Genomic DNA, 24,699 nt, shown 5'->3' on the forward strand with positions numbered 1-24,699 from the left:
GCGGGGGTGATTAGCTCAGCTGGGAGAGCACCTCCCTTACAAGGAGGGGGTCGGCGGTTCGATCCCGTCATCACCCACCAACTACTTTACGTAGTCTCCGCCGTGTAGCAAGAAATTGAGAAGTGGGTGATTAGCTCAGCTGGGAGAGCACCTCCCTTACAAGGAGGGGGTCGGCGGTTCGATCCCGTCATCACCCACCACTTTCTCGCCAGCTGAATTTCTTGCAGTAAAATGAAGTACCGAAGTGGGTGATTAGCTCAGCTGGGAGAGCACCTCCCTTACAAGGAGGGGGTCGGCGGTTCGATCCCGTCATCACCCACCACTTCGGGTCGTTAGCTCAGTTGGTAGAGCAGTTGACTTTTAATCAATTGGTCGCAGGTTCGAATCCTGCACGACCCACCAGTGTAAAAAGGCGCCCTAAAGGCGCCTTTTTGCTATGCGCGATATTTATATGCCTGATGACGCTTCGCTTATCAGGCCTACGGGTCTTGTAGGCCGGATAAGGCGCTTGCGCCGCCATCCGGCAATGTTCAACGAATCAGCGCATCAATCAACTTCGTTAATGCCGGTGTTGCCTGCTGCGGCTCGTAAACAATATACAAATCTGCCGGAATACGTTCTTCCAGAGGGCGGAACACCACGCCCGGCCAGTTCATCTGCGCATAACTGTCTGCGATTAACGTAATGCCAATCCCCATGCTGATCATCGCCAGCACCGTTTGCGGCTCCATAACTTCACGCACTATCATCGGCGTAAATCCGGCCTTCTGACAAACACGTTGCAAAAATGCCCAGTCGGTATGAATCGAAGGCATGGTAACGAAATATTCGTTGCGTAACGCATCAAGAGGGATCGCCGGGCAGCAAGCCAGAGGGTGATCTTCCGGCATCGCCACCAGAAATGCGGATTCATGTAAACGCAGACTGGTAAATCCCTCCGTCGGTTCGATCGCCATCCGCCAGATGCCAGCATCCAGCTCGCGTCGCTCCAGTAACGCCATCTGCATCGCAGGCATTTTTTCGCGAAATAACACCTCGACATTGGGGTTCTCTTTCAAAAAACGGCGCATCACAGGACGCATTTTCCCCCACATCGCCGTGCCCACAACGCCCAGTTCAATGCGCCCTGCCTCACCGCGTCCGATCTGTTCCACGCGCGCAAATGCCTGATTCGCGCTGAACAACAAACGCCGCGACTCTTCCATGAGAATTTTCCCCGCATGCGTTAACGCCACGCTGCGGGAATGGCGAACAAACAACGGCGTGCCGAGCTGATTTTCCAGCTCTTTGACATGAAGACTCAGAGGAGGCTGAGACATATTCAGACGCGCCGCCGCCCGGCCAAAATGCAGCTCCTCAGCAACAGCGAGAAAATAGCGCAATAATTTAAGATCTATACGATGTACGCGTTCCATGATTATTGCGCTCCACAGATAAGGAATAATGCGCAACGTTAGCACATTTGTCTCAGGGACGTTGAAACGGCGGGCAGGCGCCCCGCCGTTTCAGCCGTTAGTGCGCCAGTGGTTTCGCCAGCCATTTTTCTGGCTCATGTTTATATTTGAAAAACAGCGCAAAAATCACTGCCAGCGCCAGCGCATAAGCGGCGAATACCAGCCAGATGGTCTGCCAGTCTTTCACGCCGTCCACCGAGAAGTAGTCCACAGCGATACCGCTCAAAATTGACCCGACCCAGGCGCCTACGCCATTGACCATAGTCATAAACAGTCCCTGCGCACTGGCGCGGATCGTCGAACTGACTTCCTGCTCAACAAATACCGATCCTGAAATATTGAAAAAGTCGAAAGCGCAACCGTAAACAATCATCGACATCAGCAGCAGCACAACGCCAAACGGGGATGGATCGCCAAACGCAAAAAAGCCAAAGCGCAGCGTCCATGCCAGCATACTCATCAGCATCACGGTTTTAATGCCAAAGCGTTTCAGAAAGAACGGGATAGTCAGAATGAAACCCACTTCAGCCATTTGGGAAACAGACAGCAGGATGGAGGGATATTTCACCACAACGCTGTCAGCAAACGCCGGATTGCGGGCAAAATCGTGCAGGAAGGGATTACCGAAAACATTCGTAATTTGCAGCACAGCCCCTAACATCATCGCAAACAGAAAGAAAATCGCCATTCGCGGATTTCTGAATAAGATAAACGCATCCAGCCCCAGTTTGCTGGCAAGCGTGGCGGACGTATTCTTCTTCGCCACCGGAATTTTCGGTAGCGTAAAGGCATACAGCGCCAGTAACAGCGAAGCGCCAGCGGCAATGTACAGCTGCGCGCTGCTTAGCTCCAGCCCCATCAGGCTGACCGTCCACATAGCGATAATAAAGCCCACGGTGCCAAAGACGCGAACGGGCGGGAATGCAGTAACCGGGTCCTGGCCGGACTGCGCCAGGCAGGCGTAAGAAACGCTGTTGGATAAGGCAATAGTCGGCATATAGGCCATTGCATTAATTAACATTATCCAGAACATCGCATCCGGGTCGGTCACGGTCGTGGCATACAACAACGCGCCGGCGCACACCAGATGGCAAAGCATATATGCACGCTCGGCACGCAGCCATTTATCGGCGACGATCCCCATAATGCCCGGCATAATAATCGCCGCCAGCCCTTTTGAGCTGTAAATCATTCCAACGTTAGCGCCAGTAAAATGTAAGGTGTTAATCATGTAAGAACCCAGGGTCACCAGCCAGCTTCCCCAGATAAAATATTGTAAAAACGACATGACTTTTAAGCGGGACGTAATACCCATTTTTTCGTTCCTTGCCGTAAAGTACGGCCCTGCAAGCAGGGCCATTATTATTTTGTGTTTTAAGCCAGTTGGCGTAAGAAGCCGCAAATCAGATTGATGAAGTTCTGCCGGGAAAGCTCAGCCGCCGCCAGCGTTTGCGCATGGGACAGTTTCACATCACCCAGCCCTTCCGCCAGATTGGTGATCGCAGATACGGCCACCACCTTTAGTCCGCAATGGCGCGCGCTAATCACCTCCGGGACGACCGACATTCCCACCACGTCGCCACCGATGATCTGCATCATGCTAATTTCCGCCGCCGTCTCAAAGTTCGGCCCCGGATAAGAGACAAACACCCCTTCGTGAAGCGTGAAACCCTCTTCCCCTGCAACGCACTGGAGAATGGCGCGGTAATCCGCATCGTAGGCATTGGCCAGTGAGAAGAAGCGATCGCCAAAGCGTTCGTCGTTCATCCCCACCATCGGCGTGCCCGGCATCGTATTGATATGATCGCTCAACGCGACCAGGCTGCCTGGCCCGACTTCCGGGCGCAGAGAGCCGGCGGCGTTAGTGCAAAACAGCAGTTCACAGCCCAGCAGTTTCAGGGTACGGATCGCGTCAGTCATGATCGTCATGCCGCAACCTTCGTAAAAGTGCCCACGGCCTTTCATACATGCCACCGGGACTCCAGCCAGATTCCCCAGCACCAGTTCCCCCGCATGCCCGTGAACGGTACTGACCGGAAAACCAGGTAAACGCGCATAAGAAATCGCCACCGCGTCTTCAATTTGCTCCGCCAGCGCTCCCAGACCGGAGCCAAGAATGAAAGCAACACGCGGGATAAAATCAGGCTTGTGCGCGCGAATGATGTCAGCGCTGTACCAGGGATTCTGCGAAAAAAGGGTGTGGGTCATAAGAGGTCCTTAAAAACGGAATAATCGATAAATACGTTGGGTACGTCGTTGTTATAACGAGAGTAACCAACAGATTACCAATACCGTTTTCCCGGACGATCGATATAAAATGTATATTGATACGTAAAATAAAATGGTCAGACTTTGCCTGATTTACCCACCAGAAATGGCAGGGACTGCTGAAGGTCTGTTCACCTCTGCCGATATTAACGTTTTAAGGCAAGAGGAAATGGTAATGACGACGATCAACACTTCAGTCTCCGCCGTTCAGAGCGGCAGCACGGGCAGCAAAGCCGCTACCGGTAACGATCTGTCTGCGCAAATCTCGCGCATCACGCAGCAAATTACAAAGCTTACACAGCAGCTCAAAGAGGTTGCTGACGGCAGTGGCAGCACAGAAGAGAAACAAAAGCAGCAGGAACTGATACAGACGCAAATTAAAATGTTGCAGGCGCAGCTGGCGCAATTACAGCGCCAGCAGGCAGAAGAAACGCAGCAGAAGCAGGAGCAGAAACAACTCAGGGCCGAAGGTGTCAACGCGCCTTCCGACGATCACCAAATTGATGTTTATATCTGATACAACGGATCGCGTGCACGGCCAGCGGTAAGTTCACTGGCCTGCATGCGCACGACGTCCCACAGCGCCTGAGCCGCCGTAGAGAGCGACCGGTTCTTGCGTCTCGCCAGCATCAACTGCCTTTCGACGACGGGCGTCAGCCGTTTCACCTGCAAATGACTTCCCTGAGGCAGCGGCAACGCCAGCGCGGGCAACACGCTGATGCCAATCCCCGCCTCCACCATCGGAAACAGCGTTGCGGGATGCCCAATCTCCTGCACGATCGTGGCATCAATGGCAAAATGCGCGAAAGCCGCGTCAATCAACGGGCGGCTGCCGGAGGCGTAATCCTGCAATACCAACCGCTCATGTTTAAGATCCTGCCAGTTAACCCACTCCCGCTGCGCTAACGGACTATCCTGGCGACACAACAGCAAAAAGGGTTCCGACAGCACGGCTTCACATTGCAAATCCGAAACAGCCCCGGGATCGATGACAATGCCAAAATCCACATCACCCTGACGAATGCTCTCCAGCACCCACTGCTGGGGACGATCGTGCAGTACAAAATCAATTTCCGGGTACAGCTGGTTACTCTGCGCGATGCACTGCGGGATAAGATGCGCGGAAATCGTCTGGCTGGCCGCCACGCGCACGGTGCCGGTTAACTGCGTCCCCACTCTTCCGGCTTCCCGCAGAGTACTGTGCAGTTCATCGAGAACACGCTCTAGGCGCCCCGCCAGCTGCTGACCCGCTTCCGTCAGCGTCACTTCTCGCGTGGTGCGATCCAACAGCTTAACTCCCGTCTGCCGTTCCAGCTCTTTTACGCTGTGGCTCACCGCAGACTGACTCAGACCAATGGCGTCCCCTGCCCGACTAAAGCTTTTAGCCTGAGCGACGGTGACAAAGATACGAAGTTGACGCAGAGAATAATTCATCTGTTAAATTCATATATAGATGCAATAAATCAATTTTATTTCTCAAACGGAAAAAAGCAAAATACCTGCATCGACTTTCAGGAGTTTTTATGAAGCTTTTTCGTATTCTTGATCCGTTCACGCTGACGCTTATCACCGTCGTTTTGCTGGCCTCCTTTTTTCCGGCCAAAGGGGATTTCGTTCCGTTTTTTGAAGGCTTAACCACCGCCGCGATTGCGCTGCTGTTTTTTATGCATGGCGCAAAACTCTCACGCGAAGCCATTATCGCGGGCGGCAGCCACTGGCGGCTGCACCTGTGGGTGATGTGCAGCACCTTCATCCTGTTTCCGGTTCTCGGGGTGTTATTTGCCTGGTGGGCGCCCGTCAATGTCGATCCCATGCTGTATACCGGTTTCCTGTACCTGTGTATTTTGCCCGCGACCGTACAGTCTGCCATCGCCTTTACCTCTCTGGCGGGAGGAAACGTCGCGGCGGCCGTCTGTTCGGCATCGGCTTCCAGCCTGCTGGGGATTTTTCTTTCGCCGCTGCTCGTCGGCCTGGTGATGAATATCCACGGAGCGGAAGGCAGCCTGGAACAGGTCGGCAAGATCATGCTGCAACTGCTGCTGCCGTTTGTGCTGGGGCACCTGTCGCGTCCGTGGATTGGCAACTGGGTCGCGCGTCATAAAAAGTGGATTGCAAAAACGGACCAGACCTCCATTCTGCTGGTCGTCTATTCCGCATTCAGCGAAGCCGTCGTTAACGGTATCTGGCACAAAGTGGGATGGGGCTCGTTGTTGTTTATTGTCGTCGTCAGCCTTGTGCTGCTGGCGATTGTCATTGGCGTTAACGTGTTTGCCGCCCGCAGGTTCGGATTCAACAAAGCAGATGAGATAACCATTGTCTTCTGCGGGTCGAAAAAGAGTCTGGCGAACGGCATCCCGATGGCCAATATCCTGTTTCCCACCTCAGTGATTGGGATGATGGTGCTGCCATTGATGATCTTCCATCAGATCCAGTTGATGGTCTGCGCGATGCTGGCGCGTCGCTACAAACGCCAGACCGATGAGTTGCAGGCGCAGCAAGAAGGCCGCGCCGCGAAGGCTTAAAGAGGCCGTTTCAGGGGCTGCACCAGCTGCGTCAGCCCCTCGGTTTTAATCAGCAGCGTGATTTGCATCAGCTCGCCCAGTCTTCCCGCCGGAAATTCATCCTTACGGGCAAACCACAGCAAATACTCCTCCGGCACATCAATGAGCCGACGCCCTTTGTACTTGCCGAACGGCATCACCGTGTTGGCTATCTCAATCAGCTGCTCTTTTTCCATGTCAGACACCCAGTAAGCGGAGCATCTCTGCTTCGTCGATCACGTCAATCCCCAGTTCCTGCGCTTTCGCCAGCTTAGATCCCGCCGCTTCGCCCGCAATCACCAGATCGGTTTTTTTCGATACGCTGCCCGCCACTTTCGCCCCCAGCGCCACGAGGCGCGCTTTCGCATCATCTCGCGACATCAGGCTGAGGCTGCCCGTCAGGACGATCGTTTTACCGGCAAACGGGCTGTCGATTTCGTCGGCGTTAACCACGATCGGCGCAGGCCAGTGAATGCCTTCCGCCAGTAACTGCCCGATCACGTCCCGGTTACTCTCTTCAGCAAAGAAGTTAAAGACGTGCGTAGCGACCACAATGCCGACATCCGGCACTTTTTGCAGTTCGTCGATAGAGGCCGCTTCCAGCGCCTCTAACGTACCGAAGTACGCCGCCAGCCCTGCCGCCGTGGCTTCGCCCACTTCGCGGATACCGAGCGCATAGAGGAATCGCGCGAAGGTGGTCTCTTTCGCTTTTTCCAGCGCATTCACCACATTCTGCGCCGATTTCGGCCCCATACGATCCAGGCCCGTCAGTTTGCCTGCCGTCAGACGGAACAGATCTGCCGGGGTGTGGACATACTCTTTCTCGACAAGCTGGTCGATAATTTTATCGCCCATGCCGTCAACGTCCATTGCCCGGCGGGAAACAAAGTGCTTGAGCGACTCTTTGCGCTGCGCGCCGCAGATCAGGCCGCCGGTACAGCGAGCGACCGCTTCGCCTTCCACGCGCTCAACATCAGAACCGCACACCGGGCAATGCGTCGGGAACTCGACCGGGCGCGTCTCTTCCGGGCGTTCGGAAAGCACCACGTTCACCACCTGCGGGATCACATCCCCCGCGCGGCGAATCACCACTTTGTCGCCGATGCGCAGGCCAAGACGCTCAATTTCATCCGCGTTGTGCAAGGTGGCGTTGCTGACCAGCACACCCGCAACATGCACCGGTTCGAGACGGGCGACGGGCGTGATCGCGCCAGTCCGCCCCACCTGGAACTCTACATCGCGTACAAACGTCATTTGCTCCTGCGCCGGGAACTTAAAGGCCACCGCCCAGCGCGGCGCGCGGGCGACGAATCCAAGCTGTTCCTGCAACGCCATCGAGTTGACTTTAATCACCACGCCGTCAATGTCAAAACCCAGCGTCGGGCGGTCTTCTTCCACTTTGTGATAGAAGTCCAGCACCGCTTCGGGAGAGTCGCACAACGTCACCCGATCGCTTACCGGAAGCCCCCAGGCTTTGAATTGCAGCAAGCGCCCCAGATGCGTATCGGGCAGTTCGCCACCTTCCAGAATGCCGACGCCGTAGCAAAAGAAAGTGAGCGGTCGCTTCGCGGTAATACGCGGATCAAGCTGGCGCAACGACCCCGCCGCAGCGTTACGCGGGTTGGCAAACACTTTATTACCGGTGCGGCGCGCCTCTTCATTAATTTTTTCAAACCCGGCCTGCGGCAGGAAAACTTCGCCACGAACCTCCAGACGCGCCGGAATATTATCGCCACGCAGCTTCAGCGGAATAGCTCGAATGGTACGTACATTGGAGGTGATGTCCTCGCCGGTCGTTCCATCGCCACGCGTTGCTGCGCTGATCAGCACGCCGTTTTCATACAGGATGCTGACGGCCAGGCCGTCCAGCTTCAGCTCGCAGCACCAGGTCAGTTTATCGCTGTTTTTTAGCCGATCCTGCACGCGCTTGTTAAACGCCAGAAAACTCTCTTCATCAAACACGTTGTCCAGCGACAACATGGGCACTTCGTGGCGAATCTGGCTGAACGCCGCCAGCGGCGCCGCTCCGACACGTTGGCTCGGGGAGTCCGGCGTAATTAAATCTGGATGCTGCGCTTCCAGTTCACGAAGTTCGCGCATCAGACGGTCATACTCAGCGTCCGGGATCTCCGGCGCATCCATCACATGGTAAAGATACTCATGATGGCGAAGCGTGGTTCGCAGTTCTGTCAGTTGTTGTTCGATTGATTCCATATCGCACCATCAATGATAAAAAACCCCCGACAGGCGGGGGTTCAGAAAGGGAGGGTCACGCCTGGGTTTCTCAGGCGTTGGATTCTTTCACTTCGCGAATGCGATCCTGATATTCACGCAGTTTCTGCGGCGTCATCATCCGGCGCTGGTCATCAAGCACCACGCCGCCGACTTCATCAGCGATATGCTGCGCAGACTGGAGCATCAGCTTAAAGTTTTGCAGCTCGTCGCCGTAAGAAGGCACCTGCATAAAGATAGTGACCCCCGGCGTGGAGAAATCACCGGTCATTTCAGGATCAAACGTTCCCGGGTTCACCATGTTGGCCAGGCTAAACAGCGCAGGGCCGCTGCCATCCGGGCTCAGGTGGCGATGGAAAATATTCATATCGCCAAATTTGAAGCCCGCTTGCTGGATGCTGTTCAGCAGCACTTCGCCGCTAAGCTCGCTGCCATGATGAGCGGCGACGTTCATAATAATGACCGCTTCTTTACGCTGCGGTTTTTCCGCGACGGGCGCTTCTTCCACTACTGGTTCAGGCGCTGGAGCAGGCTCTGCGACAGGTTCCGCTGGCTGGAAAGTCTGCGGAGCAGGCTGAGGCGCAGGTTGCTGTGGCGCTGGCTGAACAGGCTGTTGCGGCGCAGACTGAACCTGCGGCGCTACCGGCTGTTGCTGTACTGGCTGCTGCACAGGCTGTGCCGGTTGTTGTGCCGGTTGCGGTTGCGACGGCTGCCCATACTGCGGCTGTTGCTGCGGCTGCGCTGGCGCTTCAGGCGGCTGCTGAGCCGGTTGACGAGGCTGCGCAGACGCATAAGGCGGCTGGTATTGGTGTTGCGGTGACTGACGAGGCGCATCATGCTCCTGAGCGTTGCCGGGGGCATGATTCACGCGGTGAACACGAACTTCACCCACGCCTTCCTCTTCTTCGACGTCATCGTCGTAAGAATCGTCGTCACGTTTTGACTTCATGCGTTTCAGTGGACGATCGCGGAACATAGAAGATCGTTCTTTACGGCTGGTCCAGAAACCATGTACCAGTAAAGCGATTATGGCGATCGCGCCAACAATGATTAATATCAGACGCAAATCCTGCATCATTATATTCTCTGTTGTTCTAACACCTTGCCACCACGGCAAACATTTACTCACTAAGAGTATTTGCCGATTACGTCAAGTGCAAGTGCGCTCTTGGCTTTCACAGCATAAAGATGAACGAAATCGTGCTTTTTGCTGTTTTTTCGAACATTTCTTAACTGGCGAACGCGTCACAACCCGGTAAGATACGCAAAGTTTACCCGGGGCTTTATTAAAGGAGCATGTCCTGATTATGGTGTCATCATCCGCAACTGCACCTCGCAGCGGCTTTTACTATTTCTCACAGGGGTGGAAACTGGTCACGCAACCGGGGATCCGTCGCTTTGTTATTTTGCCGTTACTGGTAAACATTTTGCTGATGGGCGGCGCATTCTGGTGGCTGTTTACGCAACTGGACGTCTGGATCCCTTCGCTGATGAGCCACGTTCCCGACTGGTTGCAGTGGTTAAGCTATCTGCTGTGGCCCATTGCGGTCATCTCGGTTTTACTGGTCTTCGGCTATTTCTTTTCAACCATTGCCAACTGGATCGCAGCCCCTTTCAATGGGCTGCTGGCGGAACAGCTTGAGGCGCGCCTGACCGGCGCAACGCCGCCAGATACCGGCGTACTGGGTATTATGAAAGATGTGCCGCGCATTATGAAACGCGAATGGCAAAAGTTCATCTGGTATCTGCCGCGCGCCATTGTGCTGTTAATTCTCTATTTTATTCCAGGAGTCGGGCAAACCGTCGCCCCGGTGCTGTGGTTCCTGTTCAGCGCGTGGATGCTGGCGATTCAGTATTGCGACTATCCCTTCGACAACCACAAAGTCCCGTTCAAAGAGATGCGCGCCGCCCTGCGCACGCAGAAAGTCGCCAATATGCAGTTCGGCGCGTTAACCAGTTTGTTCACCATGATCCCGGTGCTTAACCTGGTGATCATGCCCGTCGCCGTGTGTGGCGCAACGGCGATGTGGGTTGATTGCTACCGTTCCAGACATGGGTCATGGAAATGAATCACAGCGAACTCATAAACCTGTAAAATAGTTGTATAAAAAAGGAGGGGCTTATGCCGCTCCTTATTCCATCTCGGTAGCCATTATTTCCCTTCCGAATATAGATATGCTAAATCCTTACTTCCGCATATTCTCTGAGCAGGTATGCTAGCCCATGTATCCCAATTTCATACAGTTAAGGACAGGCCATGAGTAAGATTTTTGAAGATAACTCGCTGACTATCGGTCATACGCCGCTGGTTCGACTGAACCGTATCGGTAACGGACGCATTCTGGCGAAGGTGGAATCACGTAACCCGAGCTTCAGCGTTAAATGCCGTATCGGTGCCAATATGATTTGGGATGCCGAAAAACGCGGCGTGCTGAAACCGGGCGTCGAACTGGTGGAACCGACCAGCGGCAACACCGGTATCGCGCTGGCTTATGTTGCTGCCGCGCGTGGCTACAAGCTGACGCTGACCATGCCAGACACCATGAGCGTTGAGCGTCGCAAACTGCTCAAAGCACTGGGGGCGAACCTCGTACTGACCGAAGGCGCGAAAGGCATGAAAGGCGCTATCCAGAAAGCGGAAGAGATTGTCGCCAGCGATCCAGAAAAATACCTGCTGCTTCAGCAGTTCAGCAACCCGGCTAACCCGGAAATTCACGAAAAAACCACCGGCCCGGAAATCTGGGAAGATACCGATGGTCAGGTCGATGTCTTTATCTCCGGCGTCGGCACCGGCGGTACGCTGACAGGCGTCACCCGCTACATCAAAGGCACCAAAGGCAAAACGGACCTCATTACCGTAGCAGTAGAACCGACCGACTCTCCGGTTATCGCGCAGGCGCTGGCTGGTGAAGAACTGAAGCCCGGCCCGCACAAAATTCAGGGCATTGGCGCAGGCTTCATTCCGGGCAACCTCGATCTGAAACTGATTGATAAAGTTGTCGGCATCACAAATGAAGAAGCCATTTCCACCGCTCGTCGCCTGATGGAAGAAGAAGGTATTCTGGCGGGGATCTCTTCCGGCGCGGCCGTTGCGGCAGCACTTAAGCTCCAGGAAGATGAAACCTTTACCAATAAGAATATTGTGGTTATCCTACCGTCATCGGGTGAGCGTTATCTGAGCACTGCTTTGTTTGCCGATCTCTTTACTGAAAAAGAACTGCAACAGTAATGCCAGCATGTTAAAAACGCGTAAAAAAGCACCCTTTTGGGTGCTTTTTTGTGGCCTGCTTCAAATTTTCAACCCTCCTGGCATTGATTCACCCTGCCGGGTCTGGTATTTAACCAGACTAATTATTTTGATGCCCGAAATTAATCGTTACAGGAAAAGCGCTAGCTGAATCGATTTAATGATTTGGTTCAAGTCTTCCTTTCACGGCATAATGTTTAATGACGAGCGAAACGTCAGCGGCCAGCAGTTGCCAGCAACGGATTGCGCATAACACCTGGTGTGTCGCGTCCCGTTTACGCCGACGCTAACAATACAGGCTAAAGTCAAACCGCCAGGCTAGACTTTAGTTCCACAACACTAAACCTATAAGTTGGGGAAATACAATGTTCCAGCAAGAAGTTACCATTACCGCTCCGAACGGTCTGCACACCCGCCCTGCTGCTCAGTTTGTTAAAGAAGCGAAAGGCTTCACTTCTGAGATTACTGTGACTTCCAACGGCAAAAGCGCCAGCGCAAAAAGCCTGTTCAAACTACAGACTCTGGGCCTGACTCAGGGCACCGTTGTCACCATCGCTGCTGAAGGCGAAGACGAACAAAAAGCGGTAGAGCATCTGGTCAAACTGATGGCGGAACTCGAGTAAGTTCCCGGGTTCTTTTAAAAATCAGTCACAAGTAAGGTAGGGTTATGATTTCAGGCATTTTAGCATCCCCGGGTATCGCTTTCGGCAAAGCACTGCTGCTGAAAGAAGACGAAATCGTCATTGACCGGAAAAAAATTTCTGCCGACAAGGTTGATCAGGAAGTTGAACGTTTTCTGAGCGGTCGTGCCAAGGCATCTGCGCAACTGGAAGCGATCAAAACGAAAGCTGGTGAAACGTTCGGTGAAGAAAAAGAAGCCATCTTTGAAGGGCATATCATGCTGCTCGAAGATGAGGAGCTGGAGCAGGAAATCATAGCCCTGATTAAAGATAAGAACATGACGGCTGACGCAGCTGCGCATGAAGTTATCGAAGGTCAGGCCACTGCCCTGGAAGAACTGGATGATGAATACCTGAAAGAACGTGCGGCTGACGTGCGTGACATTGGTAAGCGCCTGCTGCGCAACATCCTGGGTCTGGCAATCATCGACCTGAGCGCAATCAAGGACGAAGTCATCCTGGTTGCCGCTGACCTGACCCCATCAGAAACCGCACAGCTGAACCTGCAAAAGGTGCTGGGTTTCATCACTGACGCAGGTGGCCGTACCTCCCACACCTCTATCATGGCGCGTTCTCTGGAACTGCCGGCCATCGTGGGCACCGGTAACGTCACCTCTCAGGTGAAAAACGACGACTATCTGATTCTGGATGCCGTAAACAATCAGGTTTACGTCAACCCAACCAACGAAGAAATTGAAAAACTGCGCGCCGTTCAGGAGCAGGTTGCAACCGAGAAAGCGGAACTCGCTAAACTGAAAGATCTGCCGGCTATCACGCTGGACGGTCATCAGGTAGAAGTTTGCGCCAACATCGGTACCGTTCGTGACGTTGAAGGCGCAGAGCGCAATGGCGCGGAAGGCGTTGGTCTGTATCGTACTGAATTCCTGTTCATGGACCGTGACGCGCTGCCGACTGAAGAAGAACAGTTTGCGGCGTACAAAGCCGTCGCTGAAGCCTGCGGCTCTCAGGCGGTTATCGTCCGTACTATGGATATCGGCGGCGACAAAGAACTGCCGTACATGAACTTCCCGAAAGAAGAGAACCCGTTCCTGGGCTGGCGTGCGGTACGTATCGCGATGGATCGCAAAGAGATCCTGCGTGATCAGGTTCGCGCCATTCTGCGCGCCTCTGCGTTCGGTAAACTGCGCATCATGTTCCCGATGATCATCTCTGTTGAAGAAGTTCGCGCGCTGCGCAAAGAGATTGAAATCTACAAACAGGAACTGCGCGACGAAGGTAAAGCATTTGATGAAAGCATTGAGATTGGCGTAATGGTGGAAACACCAGCTGCGGCAACCATTGCTCGTCATTTAGCTAAAGAAGTTGATTTCTTTAGTATCGGCACCAATGATTTAACGCAGTACACCCTGGCAGTTGACCGTGGTAATGATATGATTTCACATCTTTACCAGCCAATGTCACCGTCCGTGCTGAACTTGATCAAGCAAGTTATTGATGCTTCTCATGCTGAAGGTAAATGGACTGGCATGTGTGGTGAGCTTGCAGGCGACGAACGTGCTACACTTCTGTTGCTGGGGATGGGTCTGGACGAATTCTCTATGAGCGCCATTTCTATCCCGCGCATTAAGAAGATTATCCGTAACACGAACTTCGAAGATGCGAAGGTGTTAGCAGAGCAGGCTCTTGCTCAACCGACAACGGACGAGTTAATGACGCTGGTTAACAAGTTCATTGAAGAAAAAACAATCTGCTAATCCACGAGATGCGGCCCAATTTACTGCTTAGGAGAAGATCATGGGTTTGTTCGATAAACTAAAATCTCTGGTTTCTGATGATAAGAAAGACACCGGAACTATTGAGATTGTTGCTCCGCTCTCTGGCGAGATCGTCAACATCGAAGACGTGCCGGATGTAGTTTTTGCCGAGAAAATCGTTGGCGATGGCATTGCTATCAAACCAACCGGTAACAAAATGGTCGCGCCAGTAGACGGCACCATCGGCAAAATCTTTGAAACCAACCATGCGTTCTCTATCGAATCGGATAGCGGCATTGAGCTGTTCGTTCACTTCGGTATCGACACCGTTGAACTGAAAGGCGAAGGCTTCAAGCGTATTGCTGAAGAAGGTCAACGCGTTAAAGTTGGCGATCCGGTAATTGAGTTCGATCTGCCGCTGCTGGAAGAAAAAGCCAAGTCTACCCTGACTCCGGTTGTTATCTCCAACATGGACGAAATCAAAGAACTGATCAAACTGTCCGGTAGCGTGACTGTGGGTGAAACCCCGGTTATCCGCATCAAGAAGTAATTCTTGCCGCAGGGAAAAATGGCGCCGACTGGCGCCATTTTTTTATCCTGGTTACGGTAAAACCGCGCCTGATGGCGCTTCGCTTATCGGGCCTACAATAAAAGATCGTAGGCCGGATAAGGCGTTTTTCGCCGCCATCCGGCATAGTTACGCGCTCACAACAGCGAGGTGACTGGACGGTAGCACTTCTCGCGCATCAGGATCTTCATCCCTTCCGGCCCGCTTTCCAGCATCCGCTTCTCCGAGTCCGACACCAGCAATTCGCACTGATAGCCGCCCGCAATGCCGAACATCGCGCGCGCCACGCAGATATCCTCCAGCGCATCAAGCCCGCTCGTTTCAAAGTGACCAACCACACGCCCCTGCTGGCGAACCACCAGCCGATAACTCTTCATCGCGCCTCCCCTGCCGGTGGCAGAATCAACTCATCACACCCGCAGCGCTGCGTCCAGGTCATCACCTCCAGCACACGCTCTGCGGCATGTCGCGTCGCCGCCGTCAGCGCTTTCCCCTGCACAATACCGCTCACCAGTTCGGCGCAGAACAGATCGCCCGTCCCTTTTAAATCGGTTTCCACACGCGGGTGTTCAATCACATCCACGCCGCCGTTCGTCACCACCGCCACATTGATGGTATCCGCCGTCTGGCCTGGCGCACTGGTGATCACAATCCACTTCAGCGTGTCGGAGAGCAGCGATTTCGCCGCCGCAACCGCTTCATCCAGCGTGCCGCACGGTTTGCCGCTGAGCATCTCCAGCTCGAACACATTCGGCGTCAGCCCCTGCGCCAACGGCAGCAGATAATGACGATACGCCTGCGGGATTTCCGCTTTCACATACATTCCGCTGTCCGTGTCGCCAATCACCGGATCGACCAGAATGCACACCTCAGGATGCGCGATCCGCACCGTTTCCAGCCATTTCGCCAGCAGAACGATTTGTTCCGCACTGCCCATATAGCCTGTCGTGACCGCTTTAAGCTCACGCAGCGCATCCCGTTCATTTAAGGCCTGGAGATAACCGCTGAACCAGTCGGCAGGAATAATGCCGCCGTAAAACGTTTCATAATGCGGCGTATTGCTGAACAGCACCGTGGGCACCGCCGTCACCCGCAAGCCCTGCGCTTTAATCGCCGGTACGGCAATACTGTTGCCTACGCTGCCGTACACCACCTGTGACTGAACGGCGACAATGTCGGTCTGTAAAGCCCGATGCTTATCGTCGAAGAGCACTGACTGTATTTCACTATCCTGCCCCATTTACCTCTCCTCTCACTGGACAGCGGGCTAACGCCTCACTATTATCGTCATATGCTAAAATTCATTTTGTCATAGGTCAATAATGATCGACGGAAAAACCGCCAGCGAAATCTTTGACAGTATTCGTCAGCATGTCACTACCGGCGCACTGGCGCCAGGGGAAACGCTGCCGCCGGTGCGGGAACTGGCATCGGAATTAAACGTGAACCGCAATACTGTCGCGGCGGCTTACAAACGGCTGGTGACATCCGGCCTGGCCCTGAGCCAGGGACGTAACGGTACGGTCATTAAAGGTGCGCCTTCTCCGCTCGCGCTGGAAGGAAGCAGTCCCGATACGCCGCTGACCGATCTTTCCGGCGGCAATCCCGATCCCCAACGGCTGCCCGATCTCAGCAGTTATTTTTCGACAATAAATAAGTCACCGCGTCTTTACGGCGATGCGGCCGTTTCTCCCGCCCTTCACGCGTGGGCGAAGCAGTGGATGCAGGATGCCATACCTGGCGAAGGCGAGATTGATATCACCAGTGGGGCGATTGACGCCATCGAGCGTCTGCTGTGCGCCCATTTACTGCCGGGTGACAGCGTGGCGGTGGAAGATCCCTGCTTTTTAAGCAGCATCAGTATGCTGCGCTACGCCGGTTTTTCCGCCATCCCCGTCGGCGTCGATAGCGAAGGTATGCAGCCTGAGATGCTGGAACAGGCGCTGAAAAATGGCGCCCGCGCCGTCATTTTAACCCCGCGCGCCCACAATCCTACGGGGTGCAGTTTGAGCGCCTCCCGCGCCGCCGCGCTACAGAACATTGTGGCGAAATACCCGCAAGCGCTGGTTATTATCGACGACCACTTTGCCCTGCTCTCTTCATCTCCCTGGCACCCGGTGATCGCCCCGGAGACGCTACACTGGTCAGTGGTTCGCTCGATGTCAAAGACGCTGGGGCCGGATCTGCGTCTCGCCATTATCGCCAGCGATCCCGCCACCTCAGCCAGACTGCGCCTGCGCCTTAATTCCGGCAGTCAGTGGGTCAGCCATCTGTTGCAAGATTTAGTGCATGCCTGTCTGAGTGACAAAAACTATCAGCGAACGCTGGCGCAGACCCGGCAATTTTATGCTTCGCAGCAGCAGAAGCTGGCCTGCGCGCTCCAGCGAACCGGGCTTACACACGCCCCCGGCGATGGGCTGAATGCGTGGTTGCCGTTGAAAAGCCACAGCCAGAGCATCGCGTTTATGCTGGCGAAAGCGGGCTGGCTGGTACGGGAAGGCGAAGCATTTGGCGTCAATGCGCCCGCCCACGGTCTGCGTATTACGCTGTCGACGCTGGGCGACGGCGATATCAACAAACTGGCGGCTGATATCCATCAGGCGTTGAAACGTTAACAGGAGAGAAAAAGTGCGAGTTCATTTTGTCGTTCATGAGTCTTTCGAATCTGCCGGAGCCTATCTGCAATGGGCTGAGGATCGCGGTTATCCCCTCTCCTGGTCCCGCGTGTATGCCGGTGAACCTGTCCCCGCCAATGCGGATGGTTTCGATATGCTGGTGGTGTTTGGCGGCCCGCAGTCACCGCGTACTACGCTCGAAGAGTGCCCGTATTTTGACTCTTTAGCGGAGCAGCGGCTTATTAATCAGGCGATCTCTGCGCGTCGTATTGTGATCGGCATCTGTCTTGGTTCCCAGTTGATTGGTGAGGCGCTGGGCGCAAAAGTACGCCAGAGCCCGGAAAAGGAGATCGGCCACTACCCGATTACGCTAACGGAAGCCGGGAAACAGAATCCGCTGCTCGCTCATTTCGGCTCTCCGCTTGTGGTCGGGCACTGGCACAACGATATGCCAGGGTTAACCGATCAGTCGGTCGTTCTCGCGACAAGCGAAGGATGTCCGCGCCAGATCGTGCAATACGGTAACGCCGTCTACGGTTTTCAGTGTCATATGGAGTTTACCGCCGAGGCGGTAGAAGGGCTGATCCAGCATTCAGAACAGGAACTGGCTGCGGCAAAAGGGAAGCGCTTTATTCGCTCGAACGCCGAAATGCGCGAGTGGAATTATCAGGAGATGAACGAGAAACTGTGGCGCTTCCTCGACCTGCTGGTGGAGAAACGTAACGCTTGACGTTGCAGGCCGGATGAGACGCTTTGCGTCGTCATCCGGCGATCATGCCTTACGGTTGCCGGATGGCGCTACGCTTATCAGGCCTACAGGCTAAATCCCTGCCCCCTGGCTGAAGTGTTCTTCGCCAAAGACGCCGGTAGAAAGATAACGATCGCCGCGATCGCAGATGATCGCAACCACCACGGCCCCCGGCGTCGCGCGGGCGACGCGTAACGCACCGGCAACCGCGCCGCCGGAACTCACGCCGCAGAAAATACCTTCGCGTACTGCCAGTTCGCGCATGGTGTTTTCCGCCTCGCTCTGGTGAATATCCAGCACCTGATCCACAAGCTGAGCATTAAAAATACCCGGCATATATTTTGCGGGCCAGCGACGAATCCCCGGAATGCTGCTGCCCTCTTCCGGTTGCAGGCCAACAATCGTTACCGGTTTTTCCTGTTCGCGCAGGAAGCGCGACACACCGGTAATCGTACCGGTTGTTCCCATACTGGAGACAAAGTGGGTGATGCGACCTGAGGTTTGCTGCCAGATTTCCGGCCCGGTCGTGGTGTAGTGCGCGTAAGGGTTGTCGGGATTGTTAAACTGGTCGAGCAGCTTACCTTCGCCGCGTTCGGCCATTTCCAGCGCCAAATCGCGCGCGCCTTCCATCCCTTGCTCTTTAGACACCAGAATCAGATCCGCGCCATAGGCGCGCATCGCCGCGCGGCGCTCCTGGCTCATGTTGTCCGGCATCAGCAGTTTCATGCGATAGCCTTTCAGTGCGGCAATCATCGCCAGCGCAATACCGGTATTGCCGCTGGTCGCTTCAATCAGCACATCGCCGGGCTTAATTTCCCCGCGTTTTTCCGCCTGGACGATCATCGACAGCGCCGCCCGGTCTTTCACTGACCCGGCAGGGTTATTGCCTTCCAGCTTGACCCAAATTTCACTGCCGTTATCCGGCGCCATCCGCTGCAATTTCACCAGAGGCGTATTGCCAATTGTTTGTTCTAATGTGTTCACTTCTCTGTCCAGTAAAAAGCCCGGTGGCGCTTCGCTTACCGGGCCGACGCAGATCATATTGTAGGCCGGGTCAGCGCAGCGCCACCCGGCAAAACTACGTGATATTAACCTATCAGGCCGATTCTGCCAGAGCAAGCTCCTCTTCGCGCGTCTCAATGCGCTGGTTGCCGTTGTACAACCGCGCATTTTGCAGCCCGACAAACAGCCGCTCGCCGCGCTGTGGGGGATTATCCCCCTGCATCACCACCGTCAGCGGTTCGTTATACCACCCCAGAGGCTGCACGACTAATTGGGTGTAGTGACCTTTCGGACTGGCCTCCAGCACCTGTACCGGCAGCGGGGAATCCAGACTGGTGCGGCGGCTGACATCCACCTCCCACGGACGCAGGAACAGATCGACCGCCCCCTGGTACGCTGGCGTATACCCCAGCGGCCAGCGATGCGCGCCAACGTGGAACTGACCGCCGCGAACAGTCCCCTGCAAACGGTTCACTTCGCCCATAAACTCCAGCACAAAGCGGGTGGCGGGTTCACGCCACACCTGATCCGGCGCATCGGCCTGTTCAATGTTGCCCTGGCTCATCACCACCACGCGATCCGCCACTTCCGTAGCCTCTTCCTGATCGTGGGTGACAAACACGCTGGTGAATTTCAACTCTTCATGCAGCTGACGCAGCCAGCGGCGCAGCTCTTTACGCACCTGCGCATCAAGCGCGCCAAACGGTTCATCCAGCAGTAGGATCTGCGGCTCAACCGCTAACGCGCGCGCCAGCGCCACGCGCTGTTTCTGCCCGCCGGAAAGCTGTGCCGGAAAACGCTCCGCCAGATGGGCCAGTTGCACCATTTCCAGCAGTTTCGTCACTTTCGCTTTAATGGCCGCCGCATTCGGACGTTCGCGACGCGGCAGCACCGTCAGGCCAAAGGCGATATTGTCGAACACCGTCATATGACGAAACAGCGCATAGTGCTGAAAAACAAAGCCGACTTTACGATCGCGCGCGTGCAGACGGCTTACGTCTGTACCGTGAAAACGAATGTGCCCGCTGGTCTGATGCTCCAGCCCGGCAATAATACGCAGCAGCGTGGTTTTACCGGAACCGGACGGCCCCAGCAAGGCAACCATCTGACCTGAAGGAATATCCAGCGAGATATCGTTCAGCACCTGGGTGCGACCAAAAGACTTCTTAATATTGGCAATCTCAATGCTCATGATTTTCCTCCTGTTGCGCGCGTTTCTCCTGATTTTCCAGGCGCCATTGCAACATACTCTTCAAAAACAGGGTAATAATCGCCATCAGCGTCAGCAGCGCGGCGGCGGTAAAGGAGCCGACGGTGTTGTAGTCCTGCTCCAGTAATTCAATCTGTAACGGCAGCGACAGGGTTTCGCCGCGAATCGAGCCGGAAACCACCGACACCGCGCCGAACTCGCCAATGGCGCGCGCGTTGGTCAGCACCACGCCGTACAGCAGCGCCCAGCGAATATTAGGCAACGTAACGCGACGGAACATCTGCCAGCCGGAAGCGCCAAGCAGAATCGCCGCTTCATCTTCCTGACTGCCCTGGCTCAGCATAACCGGCACCAGTTCACGCACCACAAACGGACAGGTGACGAAAATAGTGACCAGCACCATCCCCGGCCAGGCAAACATAATTTGCAGGTTGTGCTCATCCAGCCAGTCGCCCAGCGGGCCGTTCGAGCCGTAAAACAGCAGGTAGACCAGACCGGCCACCACCGGCGAGACGGCAAACGGAATATCCAGCAGCGTCAGCAGCAGCTGGCGACCGGGAAAATTAAAGCGCGTCACCAGCCACGCCAGCAAAACGCCAAACACCAGGTTTACCGGTACGGCAATCAGCGCAATCAACACCGTCAGCCAGATCGCGTGCAGCATGTCCGGGTCGGCCAGGTTCTGTAAGACCGGCATCAGCCCTTTGCTGAAGGCCTGTACGAAGATATAAATCATCGGCACCAGCAAAATAAACGCCGAAACCAGCATCCCGGTGCCAATCAGAAACCATTTTCCCCAGTTAATGCGGGGGGCGTCATAACGCTTCAATTGGGTAACTTCCGCCATTAGTGACCTACCACACGTCGACCAAAGCGACTTTGCAGGGTGTTAATCGAGAACAGCAGCAACAACGACGCCGCGAGGATCACCGACGCAATCGCGCTGGCCGCCGGATAGTCAAACTCCTGCAAACGAACAAAAATCATCAGCGAGGTCACTTCAGTTTTCCACGCAATGTTCCCGGCAATAAAAATCACCGCGCCGAACTCGCCGAGGCTACGGGTAAACGAGAGCGCAATACCCGCCACCAGCGCAGGAGACAGCTCCGGCAACACCACTTTGCGGAAACTTTGCAGGCGCGTTGCGCCGAGCGTTTCCGCCGCTTCTTCATATTCCGGGCCTAACTCTTCCAGTACCGGCTGCACCGTGCGCACCACAAACGGGATGCTGGTAAAAGCCATCGCTACCGCGATGCCAAGCCAGGTGTAAGTCACTTTGATATCAAACTTCGCCAGCCATTCGCCGTAAAAACCGTTCACGGAAAACAATGACGCCAGCGTCAGACCCGCCACCGCCGTCGGCAGGGCAAACGGCAGATCCATCAGCGCATCCAGCAGCGTACGTCCCGGAAAGCGATAGCGGGTTAAGATCCACGCCATCAACAGGCCAAATACGCCGTTGAAGATTGATGCCACAAACGCCGACAACAGCGTGACTTTGTAGGCCGCTACCACCTGCGGGTTGGTGATAACCTCCCAGTATTGCGCCCAGCTCATTTGCGCCAGCTGCATCACCAGCGCGCTCAACGGAAGCAGCAATATCAGGCAGACGAACAACAGGCTGGTTCCGAGGCTTAAGGTAAAGCCGGGCAGCACACGTCTTGTCGATACTGCGAACATTACTTACGCCCCGCCGCCAACAGTTTGTCCAGCTCGCCGCCGCTGCCGAAGTGGGTTTTCATCACTTCCGGCCAGGAGCCAAACTGGTCTTCCACGCGGAACAGTTCGGTCTGCGGGAATTTATCTTTCAGTTTGTCCATCACTTCCGGGTTATTCACGCGGTAGTAGAAGTCGGTGATGATGGTCTGCGCCTGCGGGCTGTAGAGCCAGTTCAGGTAAGCCTTCGCCGCTTTTTCAGTACCGTTGGCCTGTACGTTTTTATCCACCCATGCCACCGGGAATTCGGCCAGAATATTGGTTTTCGGGATAACGACTTCAAATCCCTGCGCTTCATACTGTTTACGGATGTTATTCACTTCCGATTCAAAGCTAATCAGCACATCGCCCAGGCCGCGTTCCGCAAAGGTGGTGGTCGCGCCGCGACCGCCGGTGTCAAACACTTCGACGTTCTTCAGGAACTGGGTCATAAACTGCTCGGTTTTGGCTTTATCGCCTCCGTCAGCTTTATCCGCCGCGCCCCATGCAGCCAGATAGGTGTAACGGGCGTTGCCTGAGGTTTTCGGGTTCGGGAAAATCAGTTTTACATCGGAACGCACAAGGTCATTCCAGTCATGGATATTTTTCGGATTCCCTTTGCGCACCAGGAATCCCATCGTGGAATAGAACGGTGAGCTGTTATTCGGCAGACGGCTTTGCCAGTCGGCAGGGATCAGCTTGCCTTTGTCATGCAGGATCTGCACATCCGTGACCTGGTTATAGGTCACTACGTCAGCTTTCAGCCCTTGCAGGATCGCCAGCGCTTGTTTTGACGAACCGGCGTGAGACTGCTTGATGGTCAGCTTATCGCCGCCGTTATCTTTCGCCCACTGCTGTTCAAACGGCGGATTAAGGGCGGCAAACAGTTCGCGAGAAACGTCGTATGAGCTGTTCAGCAGCTCTGTTGCCTGCGCCTGCGTGGCCAACAACAGCATCGCGCTCAGCGCCAGGTATCTTTTTTTCAGTAAGTTAACAGCCATTGCGCACCCTTATAAATTTGATGACTTTCTTATGGTCATAATATTTATAACGGGTACGAAAGGAGTAACGGTTTTATATACCGTTTGATGATTTGAAAGTCGAAAAGGGAATAAGGAAAATCCTTTCCTGCATGGAAAAGCTGGAACACGCATGCCGGATGTCCCAAAGGCTCCAGACAACTCGCCCAACGTTACGGCAGAAAAACATGGACGAAAAACGAGCAGCAAGGGATTCCATTCGGAACCCCTTTTGCCGCATGAAGTGAACAATAATCAATCAAATAGTATTGCCATTATCCGCAATAAGATCCCGATACCAGTAGAAGGATTTCTTACGACTACGATTCAGAGAACCATTACCGTCATTATCCTTATCAACATAAATCATACCGTAGCGCTTCTTCATTTCGCCCGTACCGGCAGAAATCAGGTCAATGCAGCCCCACGGGGTATACCCGATTAAGTCAACACCATCTTCTACAACGGCTTTTTTCATCTCGCTCACATGCGCGGTAAGATAGTCAATGCGATATTGATCATCAACTGTTCCGTCCGCCTGCTGGACATCATTCGCGCCAAAACCGTTCTCTACGATAAACATCGGTAGCTGGTAATGGTCCCAGAACCAGTTGAGCGAGTAGCGCAAGCCCATCGCATCAACCTGCCAACCCCAGTCAGATGTTTGAATATACGGATTATTCACCAGATGCGCTGGCTCGACATAATCAAACTCAGGATTATCATCCGTGTATTGAGTTACGAAAGACATGTAGTAACTGAAACCGATATAGTCCACACGCCCATGCTGAAGAATCTCAATATCACTTTCAGTGATATCAAGTTCAAAACCTTTTTTCCTGAAATAATTAACCATATGTTGAGGATAATATCCACGCACATGCACGTCAGTAAACCAATAACGACGATGCATTGCACTCACAGACATCATCATATCGCCCGGTGAACAGGTAAGCGGATAGATTGGACACATCGCAATCATACAACCAATTTTAAAATCTGGATTAATGAGGTGTCCAGCATCAACGACTAATGCACTGGCAACTAATTCATAGTGAACTGCCTGATACATCGCTCTTTCACGCGCATACTCATCTTCATCCGAAGAATAAAGAATACCTGAATTAGTAAAAGGACAAAGACTTTCACGATAGTTGACCTGGTTATTTATTTCATTAAATGTCATCCAGTATTTAACTTTAGATTTATAACGCGTGAAAACTACCTTCGCAAACCGAAGAAAAAAGTCGATTAATTTACGGTTCCGCCAGCCGCCATACTCAGTCACAAGGTGATATGGCATTTCAAAATGCGATAAAGTGATAACGGGTTGAATATTATATTTTAAACACTCATCAAACATATTATCATAAAATTGCAAGCCCGCTTCATTAGGCTCCAGCTCGTCACCTTCAGGAAAAATTCTGGACCAGGCAATAGAGGTGCGGAAACACGTAAATCCCATTTCTGAAAATAGCTTAATATCGTCCTTATAACGATGAAAGAAATCAATAGCTTCGTGATTAGGGTAGTTTCTGCCTTCAATGATCCCCGGCGTCACCTCTCGTGAAATACCGTATTCTCCAGCCGTCATTACATCCGCAATGCTGATGCCCTTACCACCTTCGTTCCAGCCACCTTCAAGTTGATGTACTGCTACCGCGCCACCCCAAAGAAAATCTTTTTTAAAACCAGACATAAATACC

The 24,699-nt window shown here is 54.0% G+C and carries 24 protein-coding genes and 4 tRNA genes; 13 read left to right on the forward strand and 15 right to left on the reverse strand.

Going from position 1 to position 24,699, the window contains the following annotated elements; translation table 11 throughout:
• Positions 1-4: 4 nt before the first annotated feature.
• The 4 genes from OGW17_RS20385 to OGW17_RS20400 all read left to right on the forward strand — a co-directional run bounded on the left by OGW17_RS20385 (position 5) and on the right by OGW17_RS20400 (position 402).
• Positions 5-80: transfer RNA gene (locus tag OGW17_RS20385), tRNA-Val, on the forward strand.
• 44 nt (positions 81-124) lie between these two features.
• Positions 125-200: transfer RNA gene (locus OGW17_RS20390), tRNA-Val, on the forward strand.
• Positions 201-246: 46 nt separating this feature from the next.
• Positions 247-322, forward strand: a tRNA-Val gene (locus tag OGW17_RS20395).
• Between the two features lie 4 nt (positions 323-326).
• Positions 327-402 (forward strand) — tRNA-Lys (locus tag OGW17_RS20400).
• A 128-nt stretch (positions 403-530) separates the two neighbouring features.
• Here OGW17_RS20400 and OGW17_RS20405 read toward each other — a convergent pair.
• The 3 genes from OGW17_RS20405 to xapA form a co-directional block, all read right to left on the reverse strand.
• Positions 531-1,415, reverse strand: a complete 885-nt coding sequence (locus tag OGW17_RS20405; protein ID WP_047462185.1) for a LysR family transcriptional regulator — start codon at positions 1,413-1,415, stop codon at positions 531-533.
• A gap of 97 nt (positions 1,416-1,512) precedes the next feature.
• A complete protein-coding gene (locus tag OGW17_RS20410) occupies positions 1,513-2,769 on the reverse strand; it encodes a nucleoside permease (protein WP_071258003.1) in 1,257 nt (418 codons plus the stop codon).
• A 59-nt stretch (positions 2,770-2,828) separates the two neighbouring features.
• Entirely contained in the window at positions 2,829-3,662 is an 834-nt protein-coding gene (gene xapA / locus OGW17_RS20415; RefSeq protein ID WP_071258005.1) for a xanthosine phosphorylase, read from the reverse strand.
• 235 nt (positions 3,663-3,897) lie between these two features.
• Here xapA and OGW17_RS20420 point away from each other — a divergent pair, with 235 nt between their 5' ends.
• A complete protein-coding gene (locus OGW17_RS20420) occupies positions 3,898-4,239 on the forward strand; it encodes a FlxA-like family protein (protein ID WP_024130136.1) in 342 nt (113 codons plus the stop codon).
• Here the strand turns inward: OGW17_RS20420 and OGW17_RS20425 are convergent.
• Positions 4,230-5,156 (reverse strand): LysR family transcriptional regulator, encoded by a 927-nt coding sequence (locus tag OGW17_RS20425; protein ID WP_071258007.1) that lies wholly within the window; start codon positions 5,154-5,156, stop codon positions 4,230-4,232. The genes OGW17_RS20420 and OGW17_RS20425 overlap by 10 nt on opposite strands.
• An 89-nt stretch (positions 5,157-5,245) precedes the next feature.
• On the opposite strand from OGW17_RS20425, the gene OGW17_RS20430 reads away from it, so the two are divergent.
• Positions 5,246-6,244, forward strand: a complete 999-nt coding sequence (locus OGW17_RS20430; protein WP_049011412.1) for a bile acid:sodium symporter family protein — start codon at positions 5,246-5,248, stop codon at positions 6,242-6,244.
• Here the strand turns inward: OGW17_RS20430 and OGW17_RS20435 are convergent.
• The 3 genes from OGW17_RS20435 to zipA all read right to left on the reverse strand — a co-directional run bounded on the left by OGW17_RS20435 (position 6,241) and on the right by zipA (position 9,572).
• Positions 6,241-6,459 (reverse strand): DUF3820 family protein, encoded by a 219-nt coding sequence (locus OGW17_RS20435; protein WP_012131373.1) that lies wholly within the window; start codon positions 6,457-6,459, stop codon positions 6,241-6,243. The genes OGW17_RS20430 and OGW17_RS20435 overlap by 4 nt on opposite strands.
• A 1-nt stretch (position 6,460) precedes the next feature.
• Positions 6,461-8,476 carry an NAD-dependent DNA ligase LigA gene (gene ligA / locus OGW17_RS20440; RefSeq protein WP_058667836.1) on the reverse strand — a complete coding sequence of 672 codons (2,016 nt, stop codon included), beginning with the start codon at positions 8,474-8,476 and terminating at the stop codon, positions 6,461-6,463.
• A gap of 70 nt (positions 8,477-8,546) precedes the next feature.
• The gene (zipA, locus tag OGW17_RS20445; RefSeq protein WP_071258009.1) at positions 8,547-9,572 is read right to left on the reverse strand and encodes a cell division protein ZipA; all 1,026 of its coding nucleotides are present in this window, start codon (positions 9,570-9,572) and stop codon (positions 8,547-8,549) included.
• 229 nt (positions 9,573-9,801) lie between these two features.
• Between zipA and cysZ the strand changes: the two genes are divergently transcribed.
• The 5 genes from cysZ to crr all read left to right on the forward strand — a co-directional run bounded on the left by cysZ (position 9,802) and on the right by crr (position 14,686).
• Positions 9,802-10,563, forward strand: coding sequence for a sulfate transporter CysZ (cysZ, locus tag OGW17_RS20450; RefSeq protein WP_049011408.1), 762 nt, complete (start codon positions 9,802-9,804; stop codon positions 10,561-10,563).
• 188 nt (positions 10,564-10,751) lie between these two features.
• Complete coding sequence (gene cysK / locus OGW17_RS20455; protein ID WP_047462171.1) at positions 10,752-11,723, forward strand: cysteine synthase A; 972 nt, start codon at positions 10,752-10,754, stop codon at positions 11,721-11,723.
• 383 nt (positions 11,724-12,106) lie between these two features.
• Positions 12,107-12,364, forward strand: coding sequence for a phosphocarrier protein Hpr (gene ptsH, locus OGW17_RS20460; protein WP_005971891.1), 258 nt, complete (start codon positions 12,107-12,109; stop codon positions 12,362-12,364).
• A 44-nt stretch (positions 12,365-12,408) separates the two neighbouring features.
• Positions 12,409-14,136, forward strand: a complete 1,728-nt coding sequence (ptsI, locus tag OGW17_RS20465) for a phosphoenolpyruvate-protein phosphotransferase PtsI (protein ID WP_047462162.1) — start codon at positions 12,409-12,411, stop codon at positions 14,134-14,136.
• A gap of 40 nt (positions 14,137-14,176) precedes the next feature.
• Entirely contained in the window at positions 14,177-14,686 is a 510-nt protein-coding gene (crr, locus tag OGW17_RS20470) for a PTS glucose transporter subunit IIA (protein ID WP_000522253.1), read from the forward strand.
• A gap of 155 nt (positions 14,687-14,841) precedes the next feature.
• Here crr and OGW17_RS20475 read toward each other — a convergent pair whose 3' ends face one another.
• Positions 14,842-15,081, reverse strand: coding sequence for a hypothetical protein (locus OGW17_RS20475; protein ID WP_012131365.1), 240 nt, complete (start codon positions 15,079-15,081; stop codon positions 14,842-14,844).
• Positions 15,078-15,944 carry a pyridoxine/pyridoxal/pyridoxamine kinase gene (pdxK, locus tag OGW17_RS20480; RefSeq protein WP_012131364.1) on the reverse strand — a complete coding sequence of 289 codons (867 nt, stop codon included), beginning with the start codon at positions 15,942-15,944 and terminating at the stop codon, positions 15,078-15,080. Before pdxK ends, OGW17_RS20475 begins: the two co-directional genes overlap by 4 nt.
• 82 nt (positions 15,945-16,026) lie before the next feature.
• Between pdxK and ptsJ the strand changes: the two genes are divergently transcribed.
• Positions 16,027-17,319 carry a MocR-like B6 salvage transcription factor PtsJ gene (ptsJ, locus tag OGW17_RS20485; protein WP_071258010.1) on the forward strand — a complete coding sequence of 431 codons (1,293 nt, stop codon included), beginning with the start codon at positions 16,027-16,029 and terminating at the stop codon, positions 17,317-17,319.
• A 13-nt stretch (positions 17,320-17,332) separates the two neighbouring features.
• Positions 17,333-18,049 carry a type 1 glutamine amidotransferase gene (locus tag OGW17_RS20490; RefSeq protein ID WP_012131362.1) on the forward strand — a complete coding sequence of 239 codons (717 nt, stop codon included), beginning with the start codon at positions 17,333-17,335 and terminating at the stop codon, positions 18,047-18,049.
• 90 nt (positions 18,050-18,139) lie between these two features.
• On the opposite strand, the gene cysM is transcribed toward OGW17_RS20490, so the two are convergent.
• The 6 genes from cysM to OGW17_RS20520 form a co-directional block, all read right to left on the reverse strand.
• Positions 18,140-19,051, reverse strand: coding sequence for a cysteine synthase CysM (cysM, locus tag OGW17_RS20495; RefSeq protein ID WP_071258089.1), 912 nt, complete (start codon positions 19,049-19,051; stop codon positions 18,140-18,142).
• A 112-nt stretch (positions 19,052-19,163) separates the two neighbouring features.
• Positions 19,164-20,261: a sulfate/thiosulfate ABC transporter ATP-binding protein CysA gene (cysA, locus tag OGW17_RS20500; protein ID WP_071258012.1), complete on the reverse strand. Its 1,098-nt coding sequence runs from the start codon at positions 20,259-20,261 to the stop codon at positions 19,164-19,166.
• The gene (gene cysW, locus OGW17_RS20505) at positions 20,251-21,126 is read right to left on the reverse strand and encodes a sulfate/thiosulfate ABC transporter permease CysW (protein ID WP_012131359.1); all 876 of its coding nucleotides are present in this window, start codon (positions 21,124-21,126) and stop codon (positions 20,251-20,253) included. Before cysW ends, cysA begins: the two co-directional genes overlap by 11 nt.
• Entirely contained in the window at positions 21,126-21,959 is an 834-nt protein-coding gene (gene cysT, locus OGW17_RS20510; protein ID WP_012131358.1) for a sulfate/thiosulfate ABC transporter permease CysT, read from the reverse strand. The genes cysW and cysT overlap by 1 nt, the downstream gene beginning before the upstream one ends.
• On the reverse strand, positions 21,959-22,975 hold the full coding sequence (cysP, locus tag OGW17_RS20515) for a thiosulfate/sulfate ABC transporter substrate-binding protein CysP (RefSeq protein ID WP_049009733.1): 1,017 nt from the start codon (positions 22,973-22,975) through the stop codon (positions 21,959-21,961). The genes cysT and cysP overlap by 1 nt, the downstream gene beginning before the upstream one ends.
• A gap of 277 nt (positions 22,976-23,252) precedes the next feature.
• Positions 23,253-24,692, reverse strand: a complete 1,440-nt coding sequence (locus OGW17_RS20520; protein ID WP_286452259.1) for a 6-phospho-beta-glucosidase — start codon at positions 24,690-24,692, stop codon at positions 23,253-23,255.
• Positions 24,693-24,699: the final 7 nt, after the last annotated feature.

This window comes from Citrobacter sp. CK181 (genome assembly GCF_030333595.1).
Lineage (GTDB): Bacteria > Pseudomonadota > Gammaproteobacteria > Enterobacterales > Enterobacteriaceae > Citrobacter_B > Citrobacter_B koseri.